This is a genomic window from Morganella psychrotolerans, assembly GCF_001676155.1.
Lineage (GTDB): Bacteria > Pseudomonadota > Gammaproteobacteria > Enterobacterales > Enterobacteriaceae > Morganella > Morganella psychrotolerans.
In genome coordinates this window covers 1,219,964-1,240,707 of sequence record NZ_LZEW01000001.1, presented here as the reverse complement: position 1 = coordinate 1,240,707, position 20,744 = coordinate 1,219,964, and the positions used below count along the sequence as shown (strand labels likewise).

General features: G+C 50.1%; 12 protein-coding genes and 2 pseudogenes. 4 read left to right on the top strand and 10 right to left on the bottom strand.

What is annotated here, in order from left to right; translation table 11 throughout:
• Positions 1-5 precede the first annotated feature (5 nt).
• From baeS to AYY16_RS06035, 4 genes and pseudogenes are all read right to left on the bottom strand, one after another.
• Positions 6-1,376 carry an envelope stress sensor histidine kinase BaeS gene (gene baeS / locus AYY16_RS06050; RefSeq protein WP_067363361.1) on the bottom strand — a complete coding sequence of 457 codons (1,371 nt, stop codon included), beginning with the start codon at positions 1,374-1,376 and terminating at the stop codon, positions 6-8.
• Positions 1,373-4,466, bottom strand: a pseudogene (gene mdtC, locus AYY16_RS06045) (multidrug efflux RND transporter permease subunit MdtC). Before mdtC ends, baeS begins: the two are co-directional and overlap by 4 nt.
• Positions 4,463-7,576, bottom strand: a complete 3,114-nt coding sequence (locus AYY16_RS06040; RefSeq protein ID WP_067363358.1) for an MdtB/MuxB family multidrug efflux RND transporter permease subunit — start codon at positions 7,574-7,576, stop codon at positions 4,463-4,465. The pseudogene mdtC and the gene AYY16_RS06040 overlap by 4 nt, the downstream one beginning before the upstream one ends.
• Entirely contained in the window at positions 7,576-8,805 is a 1,230-nt protein-coding gene (locus tag AYY16_RS06035) for an MdtA/MuxA family multidrug efflux RND transporter periplasmic adaptor subunit (protein WP_067363355.1), read from the bottom strand. Before AYY16_RS06035 ends, AYY16_RS06040 begins: the two co-directional genes overlap by 1 nt.
• Before the next feature lie 567 nt (positions 8,806-9,372).
• Between AYY16_RS06035 and AYY16_RS06030 the strand changes: the two genes are divergently transcribed.
• The gene (locus AYY16_RS06030) at positions 9,373-9,609 is read left to right on the top strand and encodes a hypothetical protein (RefSeq protein WP_235846226.1); all 237 of its coding nucleotides are present in this window, start codon (positions 9,373-9,375) and stop codon (positions 9,607-9,609) included.
• Positions 9,610-9,666: 57 nt separating this feature from the next.
• Here the strand turns inward: AYY16_RS06030 and phoC are convergent.
• Positions 9,667-10,405, bottom strand: a pseudogene (gene phoC, locus AYY16_RS06025) (acid phosphatase PhoC).
• A 250-nt stretch (positions 10,406-10,655) separates the two neighbouring features.
• Between phoC and AYY16_RS06020 the strand changes: the two are divergent.
• The gene (locus AYY16_RS06020; protein WP_067363352.1) at positions 10,656-11,417 is read left to right on the top strand and encodes a glycosyltransferase family 25 protein; all 762 of its coding nucleotides are present in this window, start codon (positions 10,656-10,658) and stop codon (positions 11,415-11,417) included.
• Between the two features lie 259 nt (positions 11,418-11,676).
• Positions 11,677-12,099, top strand: a complete 423-nt coding sequence (locus tag AYY16_RS06015; protein WP_067363348.1) for a DoxX family protein — start codon at positions 11,677-11,679, stop codon at positions 12,097-12,099.
• A gap of 71 nt (positions 12,100-12,170) precedes the next feature.
• Here AYY16_RS06015 and AYY16_RS06010 read toward each other — a convergent pair whose 3' ends face one another.
• The 5 genes from AYY16_RS06010 to speG all read right to left on the bottom strand — a co-directional run bounded on the left by AYY16_RS06010 (position 12,171) and on the right by speG (position 20,143).
• The gene (locus AYY16_RS06010; RefSeq protein ID WP_067363345.1) at positions 12,171-13,520 is read right to left on the bottom strand and encodes an MFS transporter; all 1,350 of its coding nucleotides are present in this window, start codon (positions 13,518-13,520) and stop codon (positions 12,171-12,173) included.
• Positions 13,521-14,297: 777 nt separating this feature from the next.
• Positions 14,298-15,761, bottom strand: coding sequence for a magnesium transporter (mgtE, locus tag AYY16_RS06005; protein ID WP_067363342.1), 1,464 nt, complete (start codon positions 15,759-15,761; stop codon positions 14,298-14,300).
• A gap of 99 nt (positions 15,762-15,860) precedes the next feature.
• Complete coding sequence (gene ppx / locus AYY16_RS06000; RefSeq protein WP_067363339.1) at positions 15,861-17,393, bottom strand: exopolyphosphatase; 1,533 nt, start codon at positions 17,391-17,393, stop codon at positions 15,861-15,863.
• A gap of 12 nt (positions 17,394-17,405) precedes the next feature.
• Positions 17,406-19,478: a polyphosphate kinase 1 gene (gene ppk1 / locus AYY16_RS05995; RefSeq protein ID WP_067363336.1), complete on the bottom strand. Its 2,073-nt coding sequence runs from the start codon at positions 19,476-19,478 to the stop codon at positions 17,406-17,408.
• Positions 19,479-19,552: 74 nt separating this feature from the next.
• Positions 19,553-20,143 (bottom strand): spermidine N1-acetyltransferase, encoded by a 591-nt coding sequence (speG, locus tag AYY16_RS05990; protein WP_067363333.1) that lies wholly within the window; start codon positions 20,141-20,143, stop codon positions 19,553-19,555.
• Positions 20,144-20,437: 294 nt separating this feature from the next.
• On the opposite strand from speG, the gene AYY16_RS05985 reads away from it, so the two are divergent.
• Positions 20,438-20,740 (top strand): helix-hairpin-helix domain-containing protein, encoded by a 303-nt coding sequence (locus tag AYY16_RS05985; RefSeq protein WP_067363330.1) that lies wholly within the window; start codon positions 20,438-20,440, stop codon positions 20,738-20,740.
• Positions 20,741-20,744: the final 4 nt, after the last annotated feature.

The window sequence follows — 20,744 nt, the reverse complement described above, 5'->3', positions numbered from 1 at the left end:
GCAGGTTACTCCCGGGTGTCAGAACGGGGCAGCACCAGGGTGATGGTGACGCCGCCGAGGGGGGATGCAGATGCACTGATCTGCCCGTGATGCGCTTCGGTTATTTTATCACAAATCGCAAGACCCAGCCCAGACCCGCCACTGGCGCGGTTGCGTGAGGACTCACTGCGGTAGAAACGCTCGAAAATCTGTGTAAATTGCTCATCATTCAGACCCGGTGCGCTGTCTGACCAATCGACGCAGATCTGTTTATCATCCTGTTGTGCGGTCACGGCTATTTCACCGCCGCTGTCGGTATAGCGCAGGCTGTTTTCCAGCAGATTATGAAACAATTGCCCGAGGCGCGCGTCATCGCCGAATACCATAAGTGTTTCCGGCAGCGAGACGGATACGCTGAGATTTTTTTCCTGTAAACGATGGCGGAACACGCCCAGCGAGCGGCTTATCACATCGGACAGGTTACACGGCTCTTTGCGGTAAGAGAGCGAGCCGCGATCAGACAATGAGAGCTGATGCAGGTCACTGACCAGTTTTGTCAGAGTCTGCACTTCCGCCAGCAGGGAAGCGAGTGTTTCCGGGGTGGATTGGCGGATCCCGTCCTGTAAGGCTTCCAGCTCCCCCTGCAATACTGCCAGCGGGGTGCGCAGCTCGTGGGAAACATCCGCCATATAATCGCGGCGCATCCGTTCATTTTTTTCCAGCGTGGAGGCGAGCTGGTTAAAATCATCTGCCAGCCGGGCTATTTCATCGTTTCCGCGAACCGGCACACGGCTGCTGAAATTACCGGCGGCTAACTGGTGAGTACTTTCCGCCAGTCGTTTGACCGGGCGCAGAAAGCCCCGGGCGAGCAGCCAGGTGACGATCACGGTGACCAGCAATACCAGCGCGGAGACTATCCAGCTGGTGCGCGCCTGCTGGTGGGCAAAGCTCTGATCCGCCGCCAGATTGATTTTGTCATCGGCGGGCATCACGACCCAGCCGACAATATTGTCTTCATATTTCACCGGTTTCCGGTAAAGTTCGCCGGACGGCACCGGACCGTGTCCGAACAAACGTTTATTGTTGGTATCCAGCAGCCAGAAACGCATACGCCAGCCGCGCTCCATATGCTGCATGTGTCTGTCAGTATCGAGCGCGCGCAAGGCCTGCATAAATCCGCGCTGGTTGTTGCGCAGAAAATACCAGCTGCCGTAATCGGCATATTGTTCGGCAACCACATCGGCGATAGTTTCTGTTCTGTCTTCCGCTGAGCGTTGCAGGTAGCCGATAAATCCCTGTTCAAAACTGAAGCGGATAGCCAGATGCATTGTCAGCACCACCAGCATGCAGGTGGCAAAAATCGCGAGAAATAATTTCTGACCAATACCAATTTTCATGGATTTTCCTCCGTACTCAGAACGGATCGCCCCTGGTGTTGTTCTGCTTTTTTACGGCTCAGCCGGTCAAAGAACAGATAAATCACCGGGGTGGTGTAAAGTGTCAGGATCTGGCTGACCAGCAACCCGCCGACTACGGCTATTCCCAGCGGCTGACGCTGCTCATGCGCCGTCACCGCTGCCGAGCGCAAGCGGCAGAGCGCCGAACAGCGCGGCAAGTGTGGTCATCAGAATAGGGCGGAAACGCAGGAGACACGCCTGAAAAATAGCATCCCGGGCGCTTTGTCCGCCACGCTGTGCCGCAATCGCGAAATCCACCATAATAATGGCATTTTTCTTCACAATACCAATCAGCAGCATGATCCCGATAAGGGCGATCAGGCTGAACGGAATATTAAAGAAATGCAGTGCCAGCAGCGCGCCGACACCGGCTGACGGCAGTGTGGATAAAATCGTCAGCGGATGAATAAAACTCTCGTACAACATGCCGAGCACCAGATAGACAGTCACAATGGCGGCAATAATCAGCAATATCTGTGATTTCAGTGTTTCCTGAAACAGCTGCGCTGTTCCGGCAAAGGTGCCGCGCACGGAGGACGGCACACTCAGTTCTACCATGGTGCGCTCGACAGCCGCAACGGCATCAGACAGTGACGAGCCTTCTGCCACATTAAAACCGATGGTGGATGATGCCGAGAGCCCCTGATGATTGACACTCAAAGGTGCATTGGCGGGCTGCCATTGTGCAAAATAGCTCAGCGGAACCGGCTGCCCGTCTTTGTTTATCACAAACATTTTATCCAGGGCGCTGACATCCTGTGTGAACTGCGGCGCGACTTCCATCACCACTTTGTATTGATTCAGTGGCTCATAAATGGTGGAAATCTGCCGTTGCCCGAAGGCGTTATTAAGCAGATTATTGGCATCATTCACGCTGATCCCGAGTTTCGCCATGACATCGCGATCATAGGTCAGCGCCATTTCCGCACCTTTATCTTCTTTATCCGAGTTTACATCCGTCAGTTGCGGCAGGTCAGCCAGGGCTTTGCGGATTTTCGGCTCCCATTCGCGCAGAGCGGATAAATCGTCCGCCAGCAGGGAATACTGATAGCTGGAGTTGGATTCGCGTCCGCCTGCGCGGACATCCTGTACGGGGATCAGAAACAGGTTTGCGCCCGGTTCATCAGCGAGTGTCACCCGCAGGCGGTTGATAACAGCCTGCGCGCTGTCTGTCCGCTCATCCAGAGAATTGAGGGAGATAAACATAAAGCCGCTGTTCACCCGCCCGCCACCGGTAAACCCGGTCACATTGGCAACATCTTTATCACTGTTAATGCGCTGCATAAAGGTGCGCATTTTCTGCTCCATAGACTGAAACGAAATGCTTTGATCCGCGCGGACAAACCCGAGCAGCCGCCCGGTATCCTGGTCGGGAAAAAAGGTTTTCGGGATCGAAATATAGAGCCAGACAGAGAGCGCGATAGTACCGGCAAAAATCAGCATCACCCAGCGGCTGTGCGCCAGCACTACGGTGAGGCTGCGCCCGTACCCTTGCTGAATACGGAATAAAATCCGTCCCGCGCCCCGTTTGCGCTCCCGCACGGGGGCGGCGCGACCTTTGAGAAGATAAGCACACAGCATCGGCGTCAGGGTCAGTGAGATAAGCAGTGAGATGGCAATTGAGGTCGTCAGCGTGATAGCAAATTCGCGGAACAACCGCCCGACCAGTCCGTCCATCAGCAGCAGCGGGATAAACACCGCCACAAGGGAAATGCTCATGGAAAGCACGGTAAACCCGACTTCACTGACACCTTTCAGTGCTGCCTCTTTGGGTTTCAGTCCGTTTTCAATATGGCGGGCGATATTTTCCAGCACGACAATCGCATCATCCACCACAAAACCGGTGGCAACGGTCAGCGCCATCAGTGACAGATTATTGAGACTGAATCCGCACAGATACATGGCGCTGAAAGTGCCGATCAGCGACACCGGCACGGCGAGTGCCGGGATTAAGGTTGCGCGGGCGGAGCGAAGAAAGAGAAAAACCACCAAAATAACCAGCGCGACAGCAATGGTCAGTGCGCGCTCAACTTCCGTCAGGGAGGCACGGATAGTCGGGGTGCGATCTTGCGCCACCTGCATATCCACACTGGCGGGGATAGCGTCCTGTAAAACCGGCAGTTGTTCGCGGATACGTTCGACAGTCGCAATGATATTGGCACCGGCTTCCCGGCGGATCACCAGCAGAATGGCGGGTTTGCCATTGGTCATCCCGGCGGCACGGACATTCTGTACAGAATCTTTGACGGCGGCGACATCAGACAGGCGCACCGCCGCGCCGTTATTATAATGGACAATCAGCGGACGGTAATCAGCGGCTGTTTTCAGTTCGCTGTTGCTGTTAATCTGCCAGCGGCGTCCGTCATCCGATAATGATCCCTGCGGACGCAGCACGTTGGCGTCCGTTATTGCTTTGCGCACACTGTCCAGTGACACACCCTGGTTAAACAACTGCGACGGGTTCAGCTCCACACGCACGGCAGGCAGGGAGCCGCCGCCGACAGACACTTCACTCACACCTTCAATCTGAGACAACCGCTGCGCCAGTCGGGTGGAGGCGATGTCATACAATTTTCCGGCGTCAAGGGTGTCAGATGTCAGCGTCAGGATCATGATCGGCGCATCCGACGGGTTGGATTTATAGTAGCGCGGGCGGCTTGGCATACCTGATGGAAGCAGATTTTGCGCGGCATTCAGTGCCGCCTGAACATCCCTGGCGGCACCATTAATATCGCGGTTTAAATCAAATTCCAGTGTGATACTGGTGCTGCCCAGTGAACTGGACGATGTCATTTCAGAGACACCGGCAATCTGCCCGAGGGAGCGCTCAAGTGGCGTGGCAATGGAGGATGCCATGGTTTCCGGTGATGCGCCCGGCAGGGATGCAGAGACATAAATCACCGGATAGTCCACCTGCGGCAGCGGGGCGACGGGCAGGAACAGAAAGCTTATGGCTCCGCACAGGGTGATCGCGAGGCTTATCAGTGTGGTTGCCACCGGACGGGCGATAAACAGGGCGAACAGTTTCATGATGATACGCCTGCGTTATCACGCCAATGAGAAATACGGTCAAACATCAGATAAATCACCGGTGTGGTAAACAGTGTCAGGATCTGGCTCATAATCAGCCCGCCGACCATACAGACGCCAAGCGGCTGGCGCAGCTCAGCGCCCACCCCGGTACTGAGCATCAGCGGGAGTGCGCCAAAGAGTGCTGCCATGGTGGTCATCAGGATAGGGCGGAAACGCAGGAGACAGGCCTGATAGATGGCATCATACGGCGACATCCCCTGATCCCGCTCTGCCGCGAGGGCGAAATCAATCATCATTATTGCATTTTTCTTCACGATGCCGATAAGCAGGATAATCCCGATTATCGCAATCATATCCAGCTCATTGCCCGCCATGTTCAGAGCCAGAAGTGCGCCGACACCTGCGGTAGGCAGTGTGGAAAGAATGGTTATCGGGTGAATAAAGCTTTCATACAGAATGCCGAGCACAATGTACATTGCCACTACTGCTGCGAGGATCAGCCACAGTGTGCCGGAGAGGGCATTTTCAAAGGCGAGGGTCGCACCCTGGAATTGTGTGGTGATATCTTTCGGCAGTCCGATACGTTGTTCCGCAGATTTTACTGCATTTATGGCGGCTTCCAGCGAACTGTCCTGCGGAACATTAAAGGAGAAGGTCGCTGACGGGAACTGTGACAGATGGTTAATCGCCAGCGGTCCGAAGCGCTGTGAAACGGTGGCAAACGCCGATAACGGAATAGAGTTGCCGTCTTTATTGATCATGCGGATAGTATTGAGTGCATCAGCACCCGGGTTTTGTGCCGTGTTATTTTCCAGCACAACGCGATACTGACTCGCCTGGGTATAAATGGTGGAGATCAGGCGCTGACCAAAGGCATTATACAGGGCATTATCAATATCCGTCATAGTCAGACCAAGGCGTGACGCGGTATCCCGGTTGATATCAATGTACGCAACCAGCCCTTTGTTCTGCCAGTCATTGCCGGTATCTTTCAGTGCCTTATCAGCCTGTAATTCCGCCATCAGGCGCGGCACCCACAGATCCAGTTCCTCAAGAGAATTGGCCTGTAATGTGAACTGATATTGTGTCCTGGATGTCCGGGTATCAATCGTCAGATCCTGCGAGGGTTGCAGCCAGAGCGTCATACCCGGCAGATTGCCGGCCTTTTCCTGTAGCCGCGCAATAATCGCTTCCACGCGATCGTCGCGCTGAGACAGCGGTTTGAGGGTGATTTGCAGGCGTCCGGTGTTCAGTGTGGCATTGCTGCCGTCGATACCGGCAAATGCGGCGACATTCTCAACCGCCGGGTCATCCAGCAGCAGACGGCTGATGGTCTGTTGTTTCTCACTCATTGCCTGAAAAGAGACAGACTGTGGTGCTTCTAACGTTCCCTGAATTAATCCGTTATCCTGAACAGGGAAAAAGCCTTTCGGAATAAACAGCCAGAGTATAACCGTCAGCACCATGGTGCTGAATGCCACGCTGAGTGTCAGCCACTGATGATGCAGCACCCACGTCAGCCAGCGACCATAACCGGCAATAACGCGCTCAAAAAAACGTTCGGTGGCACGGGAAAAACGGTTTGAACGGTGTGCGGATTCTGTTTTCAGCAGGCGGGCGCACATCATCGGCGTCAGCGTCAGGGAGACAATCCCGGAGATAAGGATAGCCACTGCCAGCGTGATGGCGAATTCCCGGAACAACCGTCCGACAATATCCCCCATAAACAGCAGCGGGATCAGTACCGCGATCAGGGAGAAAGTCAGTGAAATAATGGTAAAGCCAATCTCACCGGCACCTTTGAGGGCGGCGACAATGGGTTTCTCCCCTTTTTCCAGGTAGCGGGCGATATTTTCCACCACCACAATTGCATCATCCACCACAAAGCCGGTGGCAATGGTCAGCGCCATCAATGTCAGGTTATTGACGGAAAAACCACAGAAATGCATGACAGCAAATGTCCCGATGAGTGAGAGCGGTACTGCCACGCCCGGGATAAGTGTTGCCGCTAGATTGCGCAGGAACAGATACATCACCATGATAACCAGGGCGATAGCCAGAAACAGCTCAAACTGTACATCTTTGACTGAGGCGCGGATAGCGTCTGTCCGGTCAGTCAAAATGGTGACGGTGACAGAGTCCGGCAGGGTTTCCACTAATTCCGGGATAAGATCACGGATAGTGTCAGTGGTTGCAATCACGTTTGCGCCGGGCTGGCGCTGAATATTAATCACAATCGCCTGCTGAGCATCTGCCCAGGCACCCAGTTGTGTATTTTCCGGGCCTTCCTCAACAGTGGCAATATCACGCAGGCGGACAGGCGCACCATTTTTATAGCTGACAATCAGATCCAGGTAATCTTCAGGTGATTTCATCTGATCGTTTGCCGACAGTGTTACTGAGCGCGCCGGGCCATCCAGGCTCCCTTTGGCGGAGTTCACATTGGCGCTGTTAACCGCACTGCGGATGATTTCGCTGTCCAGCCCGTAAGCGGCGACCGCATTAGCATTCAGTTGGATGCGCACCGCCGGGCGTTGTCCGCCCGCCAGTGTTACCAGACCGACACCGGTGACCTGTGATATTTTCTGTGCGATCCGGTTTTCCACCATGTCCTGCAACCGGGTCATCGGCATCGCATCGGAGGTGACCGCGAGTGTTAATACCGGCGGATCAGCGGGGTTGACCTTGCTGTAAACCGGCGGGTAGGGCAGGTCATTCGGCAGCAGATTGGTTGCGGCATTGATGGATGCCTGGACTTCCTGCACCGCGACATCCGGTGACAGAGAAAGCTGAAACATTAAGGTGATAACAGATGCACCGCCGGAGCTTTGCGATGACATCTGTTTCAGTCCGGACATCTGCCCGAACTGGCGCTCCAGTGGTGCGGTAACAGCAGATGTCATCACATCCGGACTCGCGCCCGGGTAGAGTGTGACCACCTGAATTGTCGGGTAATCCACTTCCGGCAGCGAAGACACCGGCAGCATCCGGTAGCCGATAATCCCCGCCAGCAAAATAGCCAGCATAAACAGGGTAGTGGCGACAGGGCGCAGAATAAAAATACGGGAAGGTCCGCCACCGCTGATGATATTGTTATCACCGGACATCAGGTGTTATCTCCGGCAGCGGTTTTTTTCGGTTTTGCTGTTTTTTCCGGCGATATAACGTCAACCTGTGCGCCGTCTGTCAGACGATCAGTGCCGTCAGTGACCAGTGTATCCCCGACTGCCACACCACTACTGATGACCACGCGCTCCGGGGTCTGTAATGCGACCTCCACAATCTGTTTGCGGACGGTATTGTCTGCGCCGAGCAGCCAGACATAATGACCTTCTGTACCCATCTGCAACGCGGCATCCGGGATAACTACCGCATCCTGCAATTGCCCGACCTGCAATAACACATTAACAAACTGATTCGGGAAAAGCAGATCGTCTTCGTTAGCAAAGCGCGCTTTGGCTTTAATTGTGCCGGTGGCAGGATCTATCTGGTTATCCAGTGTCAGTAATGTGCCCTGCGCCAGTTTGATGCTGTTATCTTTATTGCGGGCGACAACGGCCAGTTGCGGTATGGTGCGCTGAGCCATGCGGATCAGGGCGATATCATTTTCCGGTACGGTAAACAGGACATCGGCGGGCGTGGTCTGGTTTATCACCACCAGCGGCATCGCTGTACCGGCGGTGATAAAGTTTCCGGTATCAACCTGGCGAAGACCCGCTTTTCCGCTGACGGGGGCGGTTATCCGGCTGTAAGTCAGTTGCAGTTTTGCATTATCAACAGCCGCCTGATCAACCTGAATACCAGCTTCCTCTGATTTAACCAGCGCCTGCTGGGTATCCAGTTCCTGCTGTGAAATCACATGAGTGGCTGCCAGTTTCTGATAGCGGCTCAGGTCACGGCGGGCATTGGCGAGAGTGGCTTTATCTTTTGCGAGCTGTGCCTGAGCTTGTGCCAGTTGGATCTCAAACGGGCGCGGGTCAATGGTAAAGAGTAAATCGCCCGCATTCACTTTCTGACCTTCCTCAAAATGAATTTTCATCAGCTGACCTTCCACACGACTGGTGATGGTCACTGAATTGGCGGCCTGCACAGTCCCCAGTGCGGAAAGTGTACGCGGAATGGTTTCTGATGTGGCTTTTGCCACCTGGACCGGGGCTAACGGCGGACGTCCCGGGCGGTTACTGTTACCGGATGCAGCTCCCCGCTTTCCCTCCGACGCTGGTGCGGCGGGCGGTTGTGGCTGAAAATAGCGGTAGGTGCTGTAAGCGGCGGTTCCGAGGAGAATGACCGCAATCATGATGCCAACGCGTTTCTTTCTTTTTTGTACATTATTCATTATTGAGTTACTCGTCATTCCATTTTTGTCCGGTACTTAGTCCGGCGCTCAGTTCGACAATACGCGTAAAGGCACAAAACAGCCTGAATTATGATGGGGATAGTGTACCGGTAAATCTGACATTAAAAATGGAAGAAATGTGAAAAAAAGGTTGTTCTGAGTAAATGTCTCTGTAGCAGATGGCTACAGCGGGCGGATCTGCGTGGAATATTAATACCGTTGTTATATCCTTATTCATTCAAACTGCAGGTTCGTTGGCTGCGCTCAAATAGCCGGGTCACATAGTTTATCTATGCTCCCCGTCTATTCTCCCTTGCCGCCTTCCTGAAACTTGAATGACGTTGGGTATATAGCTTAGGATTAGATTATCTTCCGGATTTACTCCTAATATGATGCCGTGTAGAATACGTATTTCCTTAAACGACTGATAATACATACTATAATTATGAGATTCTCACCTGTTTTTTTTATTTATTTTACTTATTTCGGGATGTTCATCTGTCTGGGTCCCTGTTCCGGGCGTTGATTTATATACGCAGGCAGAAGCGGAAACCTATTGTTTACGGGATGCGCATAAACAATATCCTGAAAAAAAATGAAGTTGCGCAGCGCAGTGTCATGGCGGATGTTGAGAAACAATGCAAAAAAGATGATGACTGCGGGAAAAACAAAACCTATAAAGAACAAACACCGGTGACAGAAAGCTATGTAATGGATGTCAATGAAGGCAGCCGGAACCGCTATTTTTATACCTGTATGAAGACAAAAGGCTGGGACAGGCAGGATAAATACCTGTGGGAATAACAGCAGGAAACAGGGGCTGATTTATATCTGCCCCTGAGTAACATTGGATATAAGAGGTTATTTCTGAGATTGCTTCGCAAATTCCTGTTTGGCTTTTTCTAATTGTGCCTGAAATGCCGGGTTGGAGTGCAATGTGGCAACGGCTGCTGAACCGACAATCCGCGCTGCATCAACATCACTTTGCCAGTGATAGCCACAGATAACGCGGCTTTGCCCGAGCTGATAGCCTCTTTCCAGGATAGCATCCTGATTTTGCGGATTAATTTCGGATAATACCAATGCCGTTGCCCAGCCGATTGAGGTATGACCGGATGGATATGATCCGTTAGAAGACAGTTTTTTCTGATCTTTGGTATTGCAGGTTTCCGTATTATAAAAAGCAAACGGGCGGATGCGCATATAATGTTCTTTGGCTGAACGGGTGGCGAGATCACCGGCATCTTCAATCATATTGGTCAGCAATTTATAAAGTTCTGGTGACTCTTTTTCCGTTATCGGCGAGCCAAATGCCCCGGAAAATGCGGTTGATACACCACCGGCTGCTAAATCTGCATCAGCCTGCGCCTGTTTTCCCCGCTCTGTACCGCGCAGCAGGCGACCTTTTTCATACATTGCCTGGTCATTTAAAAAGAGAATACTGCCCGCCTCCGGCGGAGGTGGTAACAATTTCAGGCTGTCTATCGCCTGCTCATTTTTTTAAATAATATAAGTCTGGCTTGGTGGTGACATCATTACCCGCCGGAACAGCGGCAAAAGCGTGAGCTGAAAATAATGAAAACAGGCACAGTGCGATAATATTTTTTTTTCATGGACTATCCTCAACGACAAACGAAAAAAAGGGTGCTGCGTGTATGGCATACAGACACCAGTATATTCCCTGTGGGCAGCGTCTGTTGTTAAGTAACTCAAAAAACGCGTTATAATACTCATTATGTGATGCGTGACGTGGAATATATAATATATTTAATCAGGAGTAATACGCATTGACTGTGGTACTTGTTTATATAAGCTTAATGAATAAGTAATGGACGCAGGGTGTTAATAATATGGATCTTTCTATGTTTATGTCTGATGAGAACTTTTCATTAGACCATCAGTATTTTGATAAGGTTATTTATATTAATCTTAAATCGCGGGATGACCGCAATGAACATATTTTAAGCGTATTAAAAAAAGCAGAAATACCGGATGCTAAAATAATCCGGTTTGATGCGATTGAAGATAACCCGGGGTTTATCGGCTGTGCCCGTTCACATGCGGCCGTGATGGATATGGTTATCAAACAAAATCTGGGAACAGTATTAGTTCTTGAAGATGATGCCGATTTTTATATGGATTTAACGCATATCCGTCAGGCGAATAAATTTTTAGCCTGCCTGAATGAAAGGTCATGGGATGTGGCATTATTAGGCGGGAATTATTATCTTGCCTATACACAGGAGCCTGATAATTATCTGTTGAAACTCATGTTATCTTTTTGTGCTCATGCTTATATAGTAAACCAGCATTATGCAGAAACAGTTCTGAGAATATTCAATGAATCAATTGCTCTGATGAATGAAACAAGCGTACCCAATGAATCAAAGGGTATAGATGCGCACTGGTGTAATTATATGGAAAAAGATAACTGGTACGGATTATATCCTTGTATTGCACGGCAGCGTGATGACTACAGTAATATACGTGGCGGGTATATTCATTACGGGGATCTGTTTAATAAATCACCGGATGATATGTGTATAGAGACGATATTTCTGCCGGAAGGGAATAAGGCGAGTATTTTTGATGATGAAGTTCAGATAAATTGATTGAAATGAAGGTTTTTATGTTAATGGAAAGATAAAACAGGGATATTTTAAAAAACGAATAAGGTAATGTTCCGTTATCCAACTGTAATATAAGACATAACTTAATTGTTTCGGTAATGTTGATTTTTAACAAATCAGCCGGATAAATCATCCCGGAAAATGATCACTTGTCTGCCTGGTCAGATTCTCTGTTACGCTAAACACTCTGTGCTACGTTATAATACGGGTGAGTACTATTCTCATTCAACAGGGGTATACCATGACAGGGTTAATAAACAGGTTGCTATCACACGAGGATGCCGGAAAATTATTATTGCGGCTCTCCGTAGGCGGGTTAATGTTATTTCACGGTATCGGTAAATTGCTGACCGGTGCTGCCGGTATTAAAGGGCTGCTGGCCTCTTTCGGTTTACCTGAGTTTATTGCATACGGCACATTTCTGGGTGAGATTGTCGCACCGGTATTTATTATTCTTGGTATTTTAACGCGTCCGTCAGCCTTGCTGGTGGCGTTTACCATGGTTGTGGCCTGGCTGATGATCGGGATAAATAAAACATTTGTGCTTGATGCGACAGGGGCGTGGGCTATCGAAAGTCTGGTGTATTTCTTTATCAGTGCGCTGGCGCTTGCATTAATGGGCGCAGGAAAATATTCCGTTATGAAAAACGCCTGCTGGCGGTAACGTTATTTATAAAATATATCTGTAAAAAAGGGCCGGCAATTATTGCCGGCCCTTTTTATGTTCTGCGGATCTTATGGTTGCTGTGCTGCAACCGTATTCAGATTGCGTTCTTTACGGGCAGTCCAGCCAAAATGTGCCAGTGGTATAAAGCCGACAATAATGGCGAGTATTGATACCCCTGCTACATAATACGCCGGAGCCATTGTACTTTTCTGTAACCATGCTGCGGTCAGCATCGGGGTTAATCCACCGAATACCGCGTACGCCATGTTGTAGGCGAAAGATAACCCGGAAAAACGTATCGCCGGCGGAAATGCACGGGTGCTGATAATCGGTGTGGTGGCAATCGCACCGACAAAAAAGCCCATGATCGCATAGTTGATAACCAGGGACGCCGCCGTGATATCCGGTGACAGCGCACTGTAAAAGTGGAATGCGCTGATGGCTAATCCGCCCCAGGACAGTGCCAAGGTCACACGGCTGCCGGTTTTATCGTCCAGCCAGCCCCAGAAAATACAGCCGAGGGTTAAGGTCAGTGTCGCCACACAGTTAGCCTGCAATGACAGTGTGCGATCAATACCATACATCTTTTCAACTACCACAGACGGTGTCATCAGGATAATGACAACAATCGCGGTGGATAATGACCAGGTCAGTGCTGCGGTAACAAAACACGCCATTTTGTGGTTTTTCAGAACCGTTTTGACCGGCATTTCTGCGGATAATGTCCGGCTGGCGGCCATTTCTTTAAAGATAGGTGTTTCTTGTAAAAAACGGCGCAGATACACGGAGATCAGACCAAACACCCCGCCTAATACAAACGGAATTCGCCATGCCCAGGCAGATACTTCTTCCGCGCTGTAAGTTGCCTGAACCGCAATTGCCACCAGTGAGCCGAGCAGGATCCCGCCGGTAATGCCGGAGGTTAATGTTCCGACGCCCAGCCCGTAGCGCTGCTGCGGAGTATGCTCCGCGATAAAGACCCAGGCACCGGGCATTTCCCCGCCGATTGCCGCACCTTGTAAAATCCGCATCAGCAGCAGTAAAACAGGTGCAGCCACTCCGATGCTTTCATATGTCGGCAGCAGGCCGATGATTAATGTCGGCACCGCCATCAGAAAGATACTGAGGGTAAACATGCGTTTACGCCCGATTATATCCCCGAAGTGCGCCATAATAATCCCGCCGAGCGGGCGCGCCAGGTAACCGGCGGCAAAAATACCCAGCGTTTTCATCTGAGCGATAACTTCATTGTCGCCCGGGAAAAAGAGGTGGGTTAGCGTGCCGGTGAAAAACACAAATATGACAAAATCATAGAATTCAAGCGTGCCGCCGAGAGATGATAAACCCAGAGTTTTATAATCGTTTTTATTTAACGGTCTTGCCTGAGGCTGACTTAATGGTGATGCAGTTGCTGTCATAATTGTGTCCTTTAATTCATTTACTGATTCAATGACGGGGTCGTGTCATATTTTTTTCTCATTGGATTGTCCCAAAAGAGATAATGGCGATAACTGTTTTCCGGGTCTTACAGGGAGATCCGGAAACGAAATCATATGGATAACATGTTACTGAAGTGTACGCTTTGTTATAGCAAAAAACACCATGTAGTGTAAATAGTACCGGCAAAAACAAGCCATAGATTCTTTTTATATGAGATTGAATAGGTTTAAAATCCAAATACGACGTGCGTCACGGATGATAACGTTAATGAGCCTGGAAAGTCAGGATATTATGAAATACAAAATTGAACAGGGATAAAATAAAGATAAGAGATTATTGATGATATTAACAAACACACATAGTGTGGGTAATATAAATAATATTTATATTCTTTTGTTATCCTTTCATCAATATTACGGGATATATAACCGGGTCAGTAATAACAAATAAACCGGGGAAGCAGGGTGAATATCCGGTAATAAAACTGGGATTATGATCATTCTGACTATGTATGGCTGCGCCTGCATGATAATCCACTGGTATATACCCTTATTCATTCAAACCGCAGGTTCGTTGGCTACGAAAAGCCCGCCGGGTCACATAGTTTACCTATGCTCCCCGGCGGTCGGAGCTTGCCGCCTTCCTGCATCCTGAATGACGTTGGGTACAAGGGTAATAAAAATGGTCACGTAAAGCAGAAGCAGAGCCTCTCTTTGCGTGACCATTATTTTTTGCGGGCATTGCTGCCTGAATAGTCAGACCAGGAACAGGGTGGCAAGACCTAAGAAGATGAAAAAGCCGCCGGTATCCGTAATGGCAGTGATCATCACACTTGCACCGAGCGCGGGGTCCCGCCCGAGTTTTACCATGGTCAGCGGGATAAGCACGCCCATAATGGCTGCCATCAGCAGATTCAGTACCATCGCCAGTGTCATCACCGCACCCATTGCCATATCGCCGTAGAGCAGATAGGTCACAACGCCCATTATTCCGCCCCAGACAACGCCGTTGATAAAGGCGACCCCGAGTTCACGCAGCAGCAGGAAAGAAAAACTGCCTTTCTGGATCTGATGAAGTGCCAGTGCGCGGACAATCATGGTAATTGTCTGGTTGCCGGTATTACCGCCGATACCTGCGACAATCGGCATCAGAGCAGCCAGTGCGACCAACTGAGAGATGGTATCTTCAAACACGCCGATAACGCGCGAGGCGACAAACGCGGTACACAGATTGATAGCCAGCCATGCCCAGCGGTTTCTGACTGCCTGACCGACCGGTGCGAACACATCCTCTTCCGGGCTTAATCCCCCCATACGGCGGATATTTTCTTCGCTTTCTTCGTTGAGGTTATCAACGATATCCTCAACCGTCAGCCGCCCGAGCAGGCGCCCGTTGTTATCAACAACTGCCGCAGAAATTAAGTCATAACGTTCGAACGCCCCGGCGGCATCTTCCCCTTTTTCATCGGGGAGAAAGGTCACCGGTTCAGTTTTCATTACCTCAGACACCAGTTTGTCCGGGGATTGCGTCAAAATGGTGGTGAGCGGCAGCTCACCCTGCAAAATATTGCTGCTGTCGATAACAAATATTTTATCCGTTGCTTCCGGAATATTACTGCGGTAGCGCAGAAAGCGCTGTACTGTTTTCAATGATACATTGCTGCGCACAGTGACGAATTCGAAGTCCATCATCTGCCCGATACTGTCGCCCGGATATTGCAGTACAGTGCGGATGCGGTTACGCAGGCTCGGCTCAAGATAGGTCAGCAGGCGGCGCATGGTATCGCGCGGCAGATGCTCCGCGATATAGGCCTGCTCATCCACATGCAGGGAGGCAACTGCGCGCAGCAACTCTTTGTCTGACATATCTTTGATCAGACTGTCCCAGACAGAGACTGAGGCTTCAACCAGCACTTCACCGCGCTGATGGTTATCAATCAGGTGCCAGAGTGCCAGACGTTCATCATAAGGCAAGGCTTCCAGCATATCCGCGAGGTCAGCGGCGTGAAGACCGGTCAGCAGATCTTTGACTGTTTTTATCTTTGCATGCAGCGCTTCATCACTGAGCCTGGCATGTTCATCAGCCGTACCCAGTATGGTCTCAACAAACTCACTGTCATTAAGAAACAAAGGCAGGATTTGCTGGCGGACATGTGCCAGCCGCTGGGAATGCCGGTTGACCGGAGATGCGCTGTCAATGGTGAAACTGTGTTCAGACATGATTTTCCTTTATACCCTTATTCATTCAAACTGCATCCTGAATGACGTTGGGTATACAAATAAAACTTTAAATAATAAGACTGAGCGGCGTTCTCTCTGTTATACGTCTTCTTCTTTTATATCGAGGTGCCAGCCGGGCACATCATCCCAGTATGCCTGCTCTTTTTCCAGATCAAGTTGCATCAGCGTGTTTACCGTTAAGTAATAACGCGGAAAAAAGAGTGTCCAGTGTCCGTCATTAGTTACCAGACGCAATGTTGCCCGTTTGGTGGTTGACTGGCGCTGATTATTGAGCAGAGCGGACAGACGCAGGATCTGTATCAGGGGGATGACCTGCTTACGTTTAAACAGTATAAATTTCGGGATATCGTCACTTTTGATAGCTTTCCGGTGGTAGCGTACCAGCGTGGAGAGCAGCAGTTGCTGCTCCTGAGTGAATCCCGGTAAATTGGTATTTTGCAGAATGTAGGCCGAATGGCGGTGTAAACCCGACAGATTGATACTTAATCCGACCTCATGGAGCCAGACCGCCCAGACAAGAATCGCTTCCTGCTGCGGATCGACAAGATCCGGGTTTTGCTCCGACCACTGGCGGTAAAGATTTTTCATGGTGGTCAGAACGCGTAACACCTGCGCTTTATCCACATTATAGTGCTCCACCAGGCTTTGTGCGGTGCGCTGGCGGATATCCTGATGGCGGAAACGACCTTCCATTTCATATAGCACACCCTCGCGGAGCGCACCGCCGGACAGCCGCAGTTCTTTAATTTCGAGGGCATCAAATAAACCGCACAGGATAGCAAGCCCGGGCACAAACACCTTTTTGCGATCCTCTGACAGACCGGGTAAGTCCAGTGAGGCGAAATTTTTGTAACGCAGAACTAATTTAACCAGCAATGCCAGGCGGACAGGGGTAATTATTCCGTCCCGTTCGCCCAGTTCCCGCAAAATTTCACAGGCGGCTTTGATTGTGCCGGATGCCCCGAGACACACATCCCAGCCCTGAACGCGGAAGGCGATAGCGATATTTTCCAGTTTGGACGCCGCCATAAGTCTGGCGCGGGTAAAGCTGGCTTCAGTAATGTTGCCATCCGGAAAAAACTGGCGGCTGAAACTGACGCAACCCATGCTGCGGCTTTCAATCAGGATGGGCTCAAAGCGCTCGCCGATCACCAGCTCAGTTGAGCCGCCGCCGATATCCAGCACCAGTTTGCGGCCTTTTTCCGGCTGTGTGTGCTCCACACCCATAAAAATCAGGCGCGCCTCTTCATGTCCGGAGATTATTTCTATCGGGTAGGGGATAACAGCAGCGGCGCGCTCCACAAATTCATACGCATTGACCGCTTCACGCAGACTGTGTGTGCCGACGATAGTGACCTGTGCTGCCGGAAAGCCCTGAAGACGTTCTGCAAACAGCGCCAGACAGGCCAGCCCGCGCGCGATGGCTTCTTCACTCAGTTCATTGTGTTCATTCAACCCTTCAGCCAGATAAACCCGCTGCTTCAGGCGACCGAGAACCTGTAATGCGCCGTTAACAATACGGGCAATGACCATATGAAAGCTGTTAGAGCCTAAGTCGATAGCCGCAATTTCCAGCGGGCGATCTTTTTCCGTGATCAGTGATAATGGCATGAACAGAGCCCTTTAATTATCCGGTTGTTCCAGGGAACGAATATAGTCATAAACCGCCATCTGTGAGCGGATTTTTCGTTTATTACCGCGCGGCACATAGTGGTTGGTCATTTCTTTATCGATAAAACGGGCTTTTTCATTATCACTGAACTGAATATCAAGTATGTCAATGACCCGGCGGCGCAGCGCCGGATCCAGCAGACGAACCGCCACTTCTATCCGGTAATCGATATTGCGGGTCATCCAGTCTGCGGAGGAGAGGTAGACTTTCTCGTCCCCTTTGTTTGTAAAGACATAGACCCTGTCATGTTCAAGAAAACGGTCAACGATACTGGTAACCTGAATATTTTCACTGTATGGCACCTGTCCCGGCACCAGTGAGCACATTCCCCGTACCAGCAGTCGTATTTTCACCCCGGCTTCGGAGGCATCATACAGGCGGTCAGTCAGTTGTTTATCAACCAGATTATTAATTTTGAGGGTGATCCCGGACTCATAACCGGCAAGGGCATTGGCAATTTCGTCATCAATCAGCTGATTAAGCATTGCCCGTGAATTCTGCGGGGAAACCATCAGGTTATCAAAACTGACCGGGCGGTACGGGTTTTCAATAAAGTTAAATACCCGGCGCACTTCATTGGTTATCTCTTCATTGGCGGTCAGCAGAGAGTAGTCGGTATAAAGACGCGCTGTTTTCTCATTAAAGTTACCGGTGCCGATGTGGGCATAGCGGCGGATAATATCCCCCTCTTCCAGCCGGGAGATGATAAACAGCTTGGCGTGAATTTTAAGTCCGGGCGCGGAGAAAATGACATGCACACCGGCGGCGGTCAGGTGCTTCGCCCAGTGAATATTCGCTTCTTCATCAAACCGTGCCTGTAATTCCACCACCACAGTCACTTTTTTACCGTTGTGTGCCGCGTGGATCATGGATTCAATAATGCGCGAATCTTTGGCAACGCGGTAAATATTCATTTTGATGGAGATAACACCCGGGTCAAAAGAGGCCTGGCGCAGCAGCTCCATCACATGCTCAAAGGTGTGATAAGGGTAATAAAGCAGGACATCCTGTTCAAGGATCGCATCAAAGCCGTTGCGGTGATGATCAAATAAGGCATGGCGCAGACGCGGCAATGGTTTGTTTAATAAATTCTTATTGCCTTCATTCGGGAAGCGGATGAAATCCTTGAAATTATGGTAGCGTCCGCCTGCTATGACGGAGTCATCATTGGTCAGCCCCAGTTTTTCCCGCAGGAGGGTGACCATTTCATCAGGCATATCCCGCTGATAAACAAAGCGTACCGGCTCTGCGGTCAGGCGCTGCTTGAGTGTGGATGACATCAGTTCCATCATCCCGGACTCCATTTCGGTCACCAGGTCATATTCTGCATCGCGGGTCATTTTCATGGAGTACGCATTCAGCGCGTCGAAATCGAAAAAGCCTTTGAATACCTCATCCAGACAGTAACGCAGAATATTATCAATCAGGATCATTGACTGGCGGCGGCGGTTATTTTCGGTCGGCAGATACACAAAACGCGGCACTTTATCAGACGGAATTTCCAGCAGCGAATAGCGGGTCTGCCGTCCGGCTTTGACAATTTCCACCGCAAGATAGGTGTAATCGTCTTTCAGAAATTCCACCAGATCCGTGCTGGTCTGGATCATGATAGGCGTGATGTACTGGCGCAGATGCTGGCGGAAATACTGGCGCAGCCAGATTTGCTGCTTTGGTGAAATCTGGCGTTCGTTGATCAGGAAAATCTGGTTACGGGCCATTTCCAGCAGCAGGTCGTTATACAGGGAATCAAATTCCTGATCCTGCTTGGCGACTTTGGTTTCAATTTTGCGCAGCAGATGGCGCGCACTGGCGCCGGAGCCACGTTGTTCCTCATTAATCAGGATGCGGCGTTTGACATCCGCATAACGGACTTTATAAAACTCATCCAGATTATTGGAGTAAATGCCCAGAAAACGCATGCGTTCAATCAGCGGATTGCGGTTGTCGGCAGCCTCCTGAAGAACCCGTTCGTTGAACGATAGCCAACTGAGTTCTTTTTCCATATAGAGTCTATCTTGGGACATTATTACTCCGCAATGGCAATGAGTTGCTCTGTTTAATAAGGTTAAACGCGGCGTACAGTTTACTAAAAAAAAAACTACAGGTTCTGCTTTACGCGGGCATTTTTTTCGATAAATCTTTCCGGGTTCACGGTGTTATTTTTATAGACCAGATATTCAGGCTGAAAAATACACATGCGGATAGCGGTCCGGTATTCACCGTTGACGAAAAATTCATCAATTAACTGACCTTCTGTGTGAAAACCGAGCTTTTTATAAATATGAATCGCTTTTTCGTTTTCGATATCCACAATCAGATAAAGTTTGTACAGATTCAGAACTGAGAATGCGTAATCTGTTGCCAGACCGGCTGCGCGGGAGGCAAAACCGTGTCCCTGATGTGCCGGAGCAATAATAATCTGAAACTCGGCACGCCGGTGTATATGGTTAATTTCAACCAGCTCGACTAATCCCACTTTGGTACCGTCACTTTCAACAATAAAGCGGCGTTCGGATTGGTCGTGAATATGCTTGTCGTATAAATCGCTTAATTCAATAAATGCTTCGTAAGGTTCCTCAAACCAATAACGCATGATGCTGGCGTTATTATCCATCTGATGAACAAATGCTAAATCTTCGCGCTCAAGCGGACGCAGTTTTACAGGCGGAACAACCTGACCACCAGTCATATATCACTCCGGTATTGTGTTTATACCCTTATTCATTCAAACCGCAGGTTCGTTGCCCGAATCTTGAATGACGTTGGGTAAATCTTAACGACAAGTGTAACACATAACAGAAACGGAATTATCTGAGGATGGAAATTTAGCGCCCCGGGGACCTGGTAGCGTGTTATCCGGGCCGGTTTTCATTATTAGTCTCATTAATCATGCATTAATCACAATAAGAGTATAAATCTGTGTGCCGCCAGAAGATAAATTATGTGATAATACGCGTATTATTAATACACACCGGATATCCCCATGAACCCGACCAAAGCTGACCGGACAAATCTGAAGACATTTACTGATTTACCTAACGTCGGGAAAGCGGCGGCAGATGATCTGCGCCTGCTGGGGTATGAAAAACCGGAAGAGATAACCGGCTCTGACCCGGTCATTATGTACGAAATGCTGTGTGCTATCACCGGCGTCCGCCAGGACCCCTGTGTGATGGATGTGTTCTGGTCAGTCACTGATTTTCTGGGGGGACAACCGGCACAGTCCTGGTGGAACTACACAGAGCGGCGTAAAGATCACCTGAAAAAAATGATGTCGATGCGCTGATTAT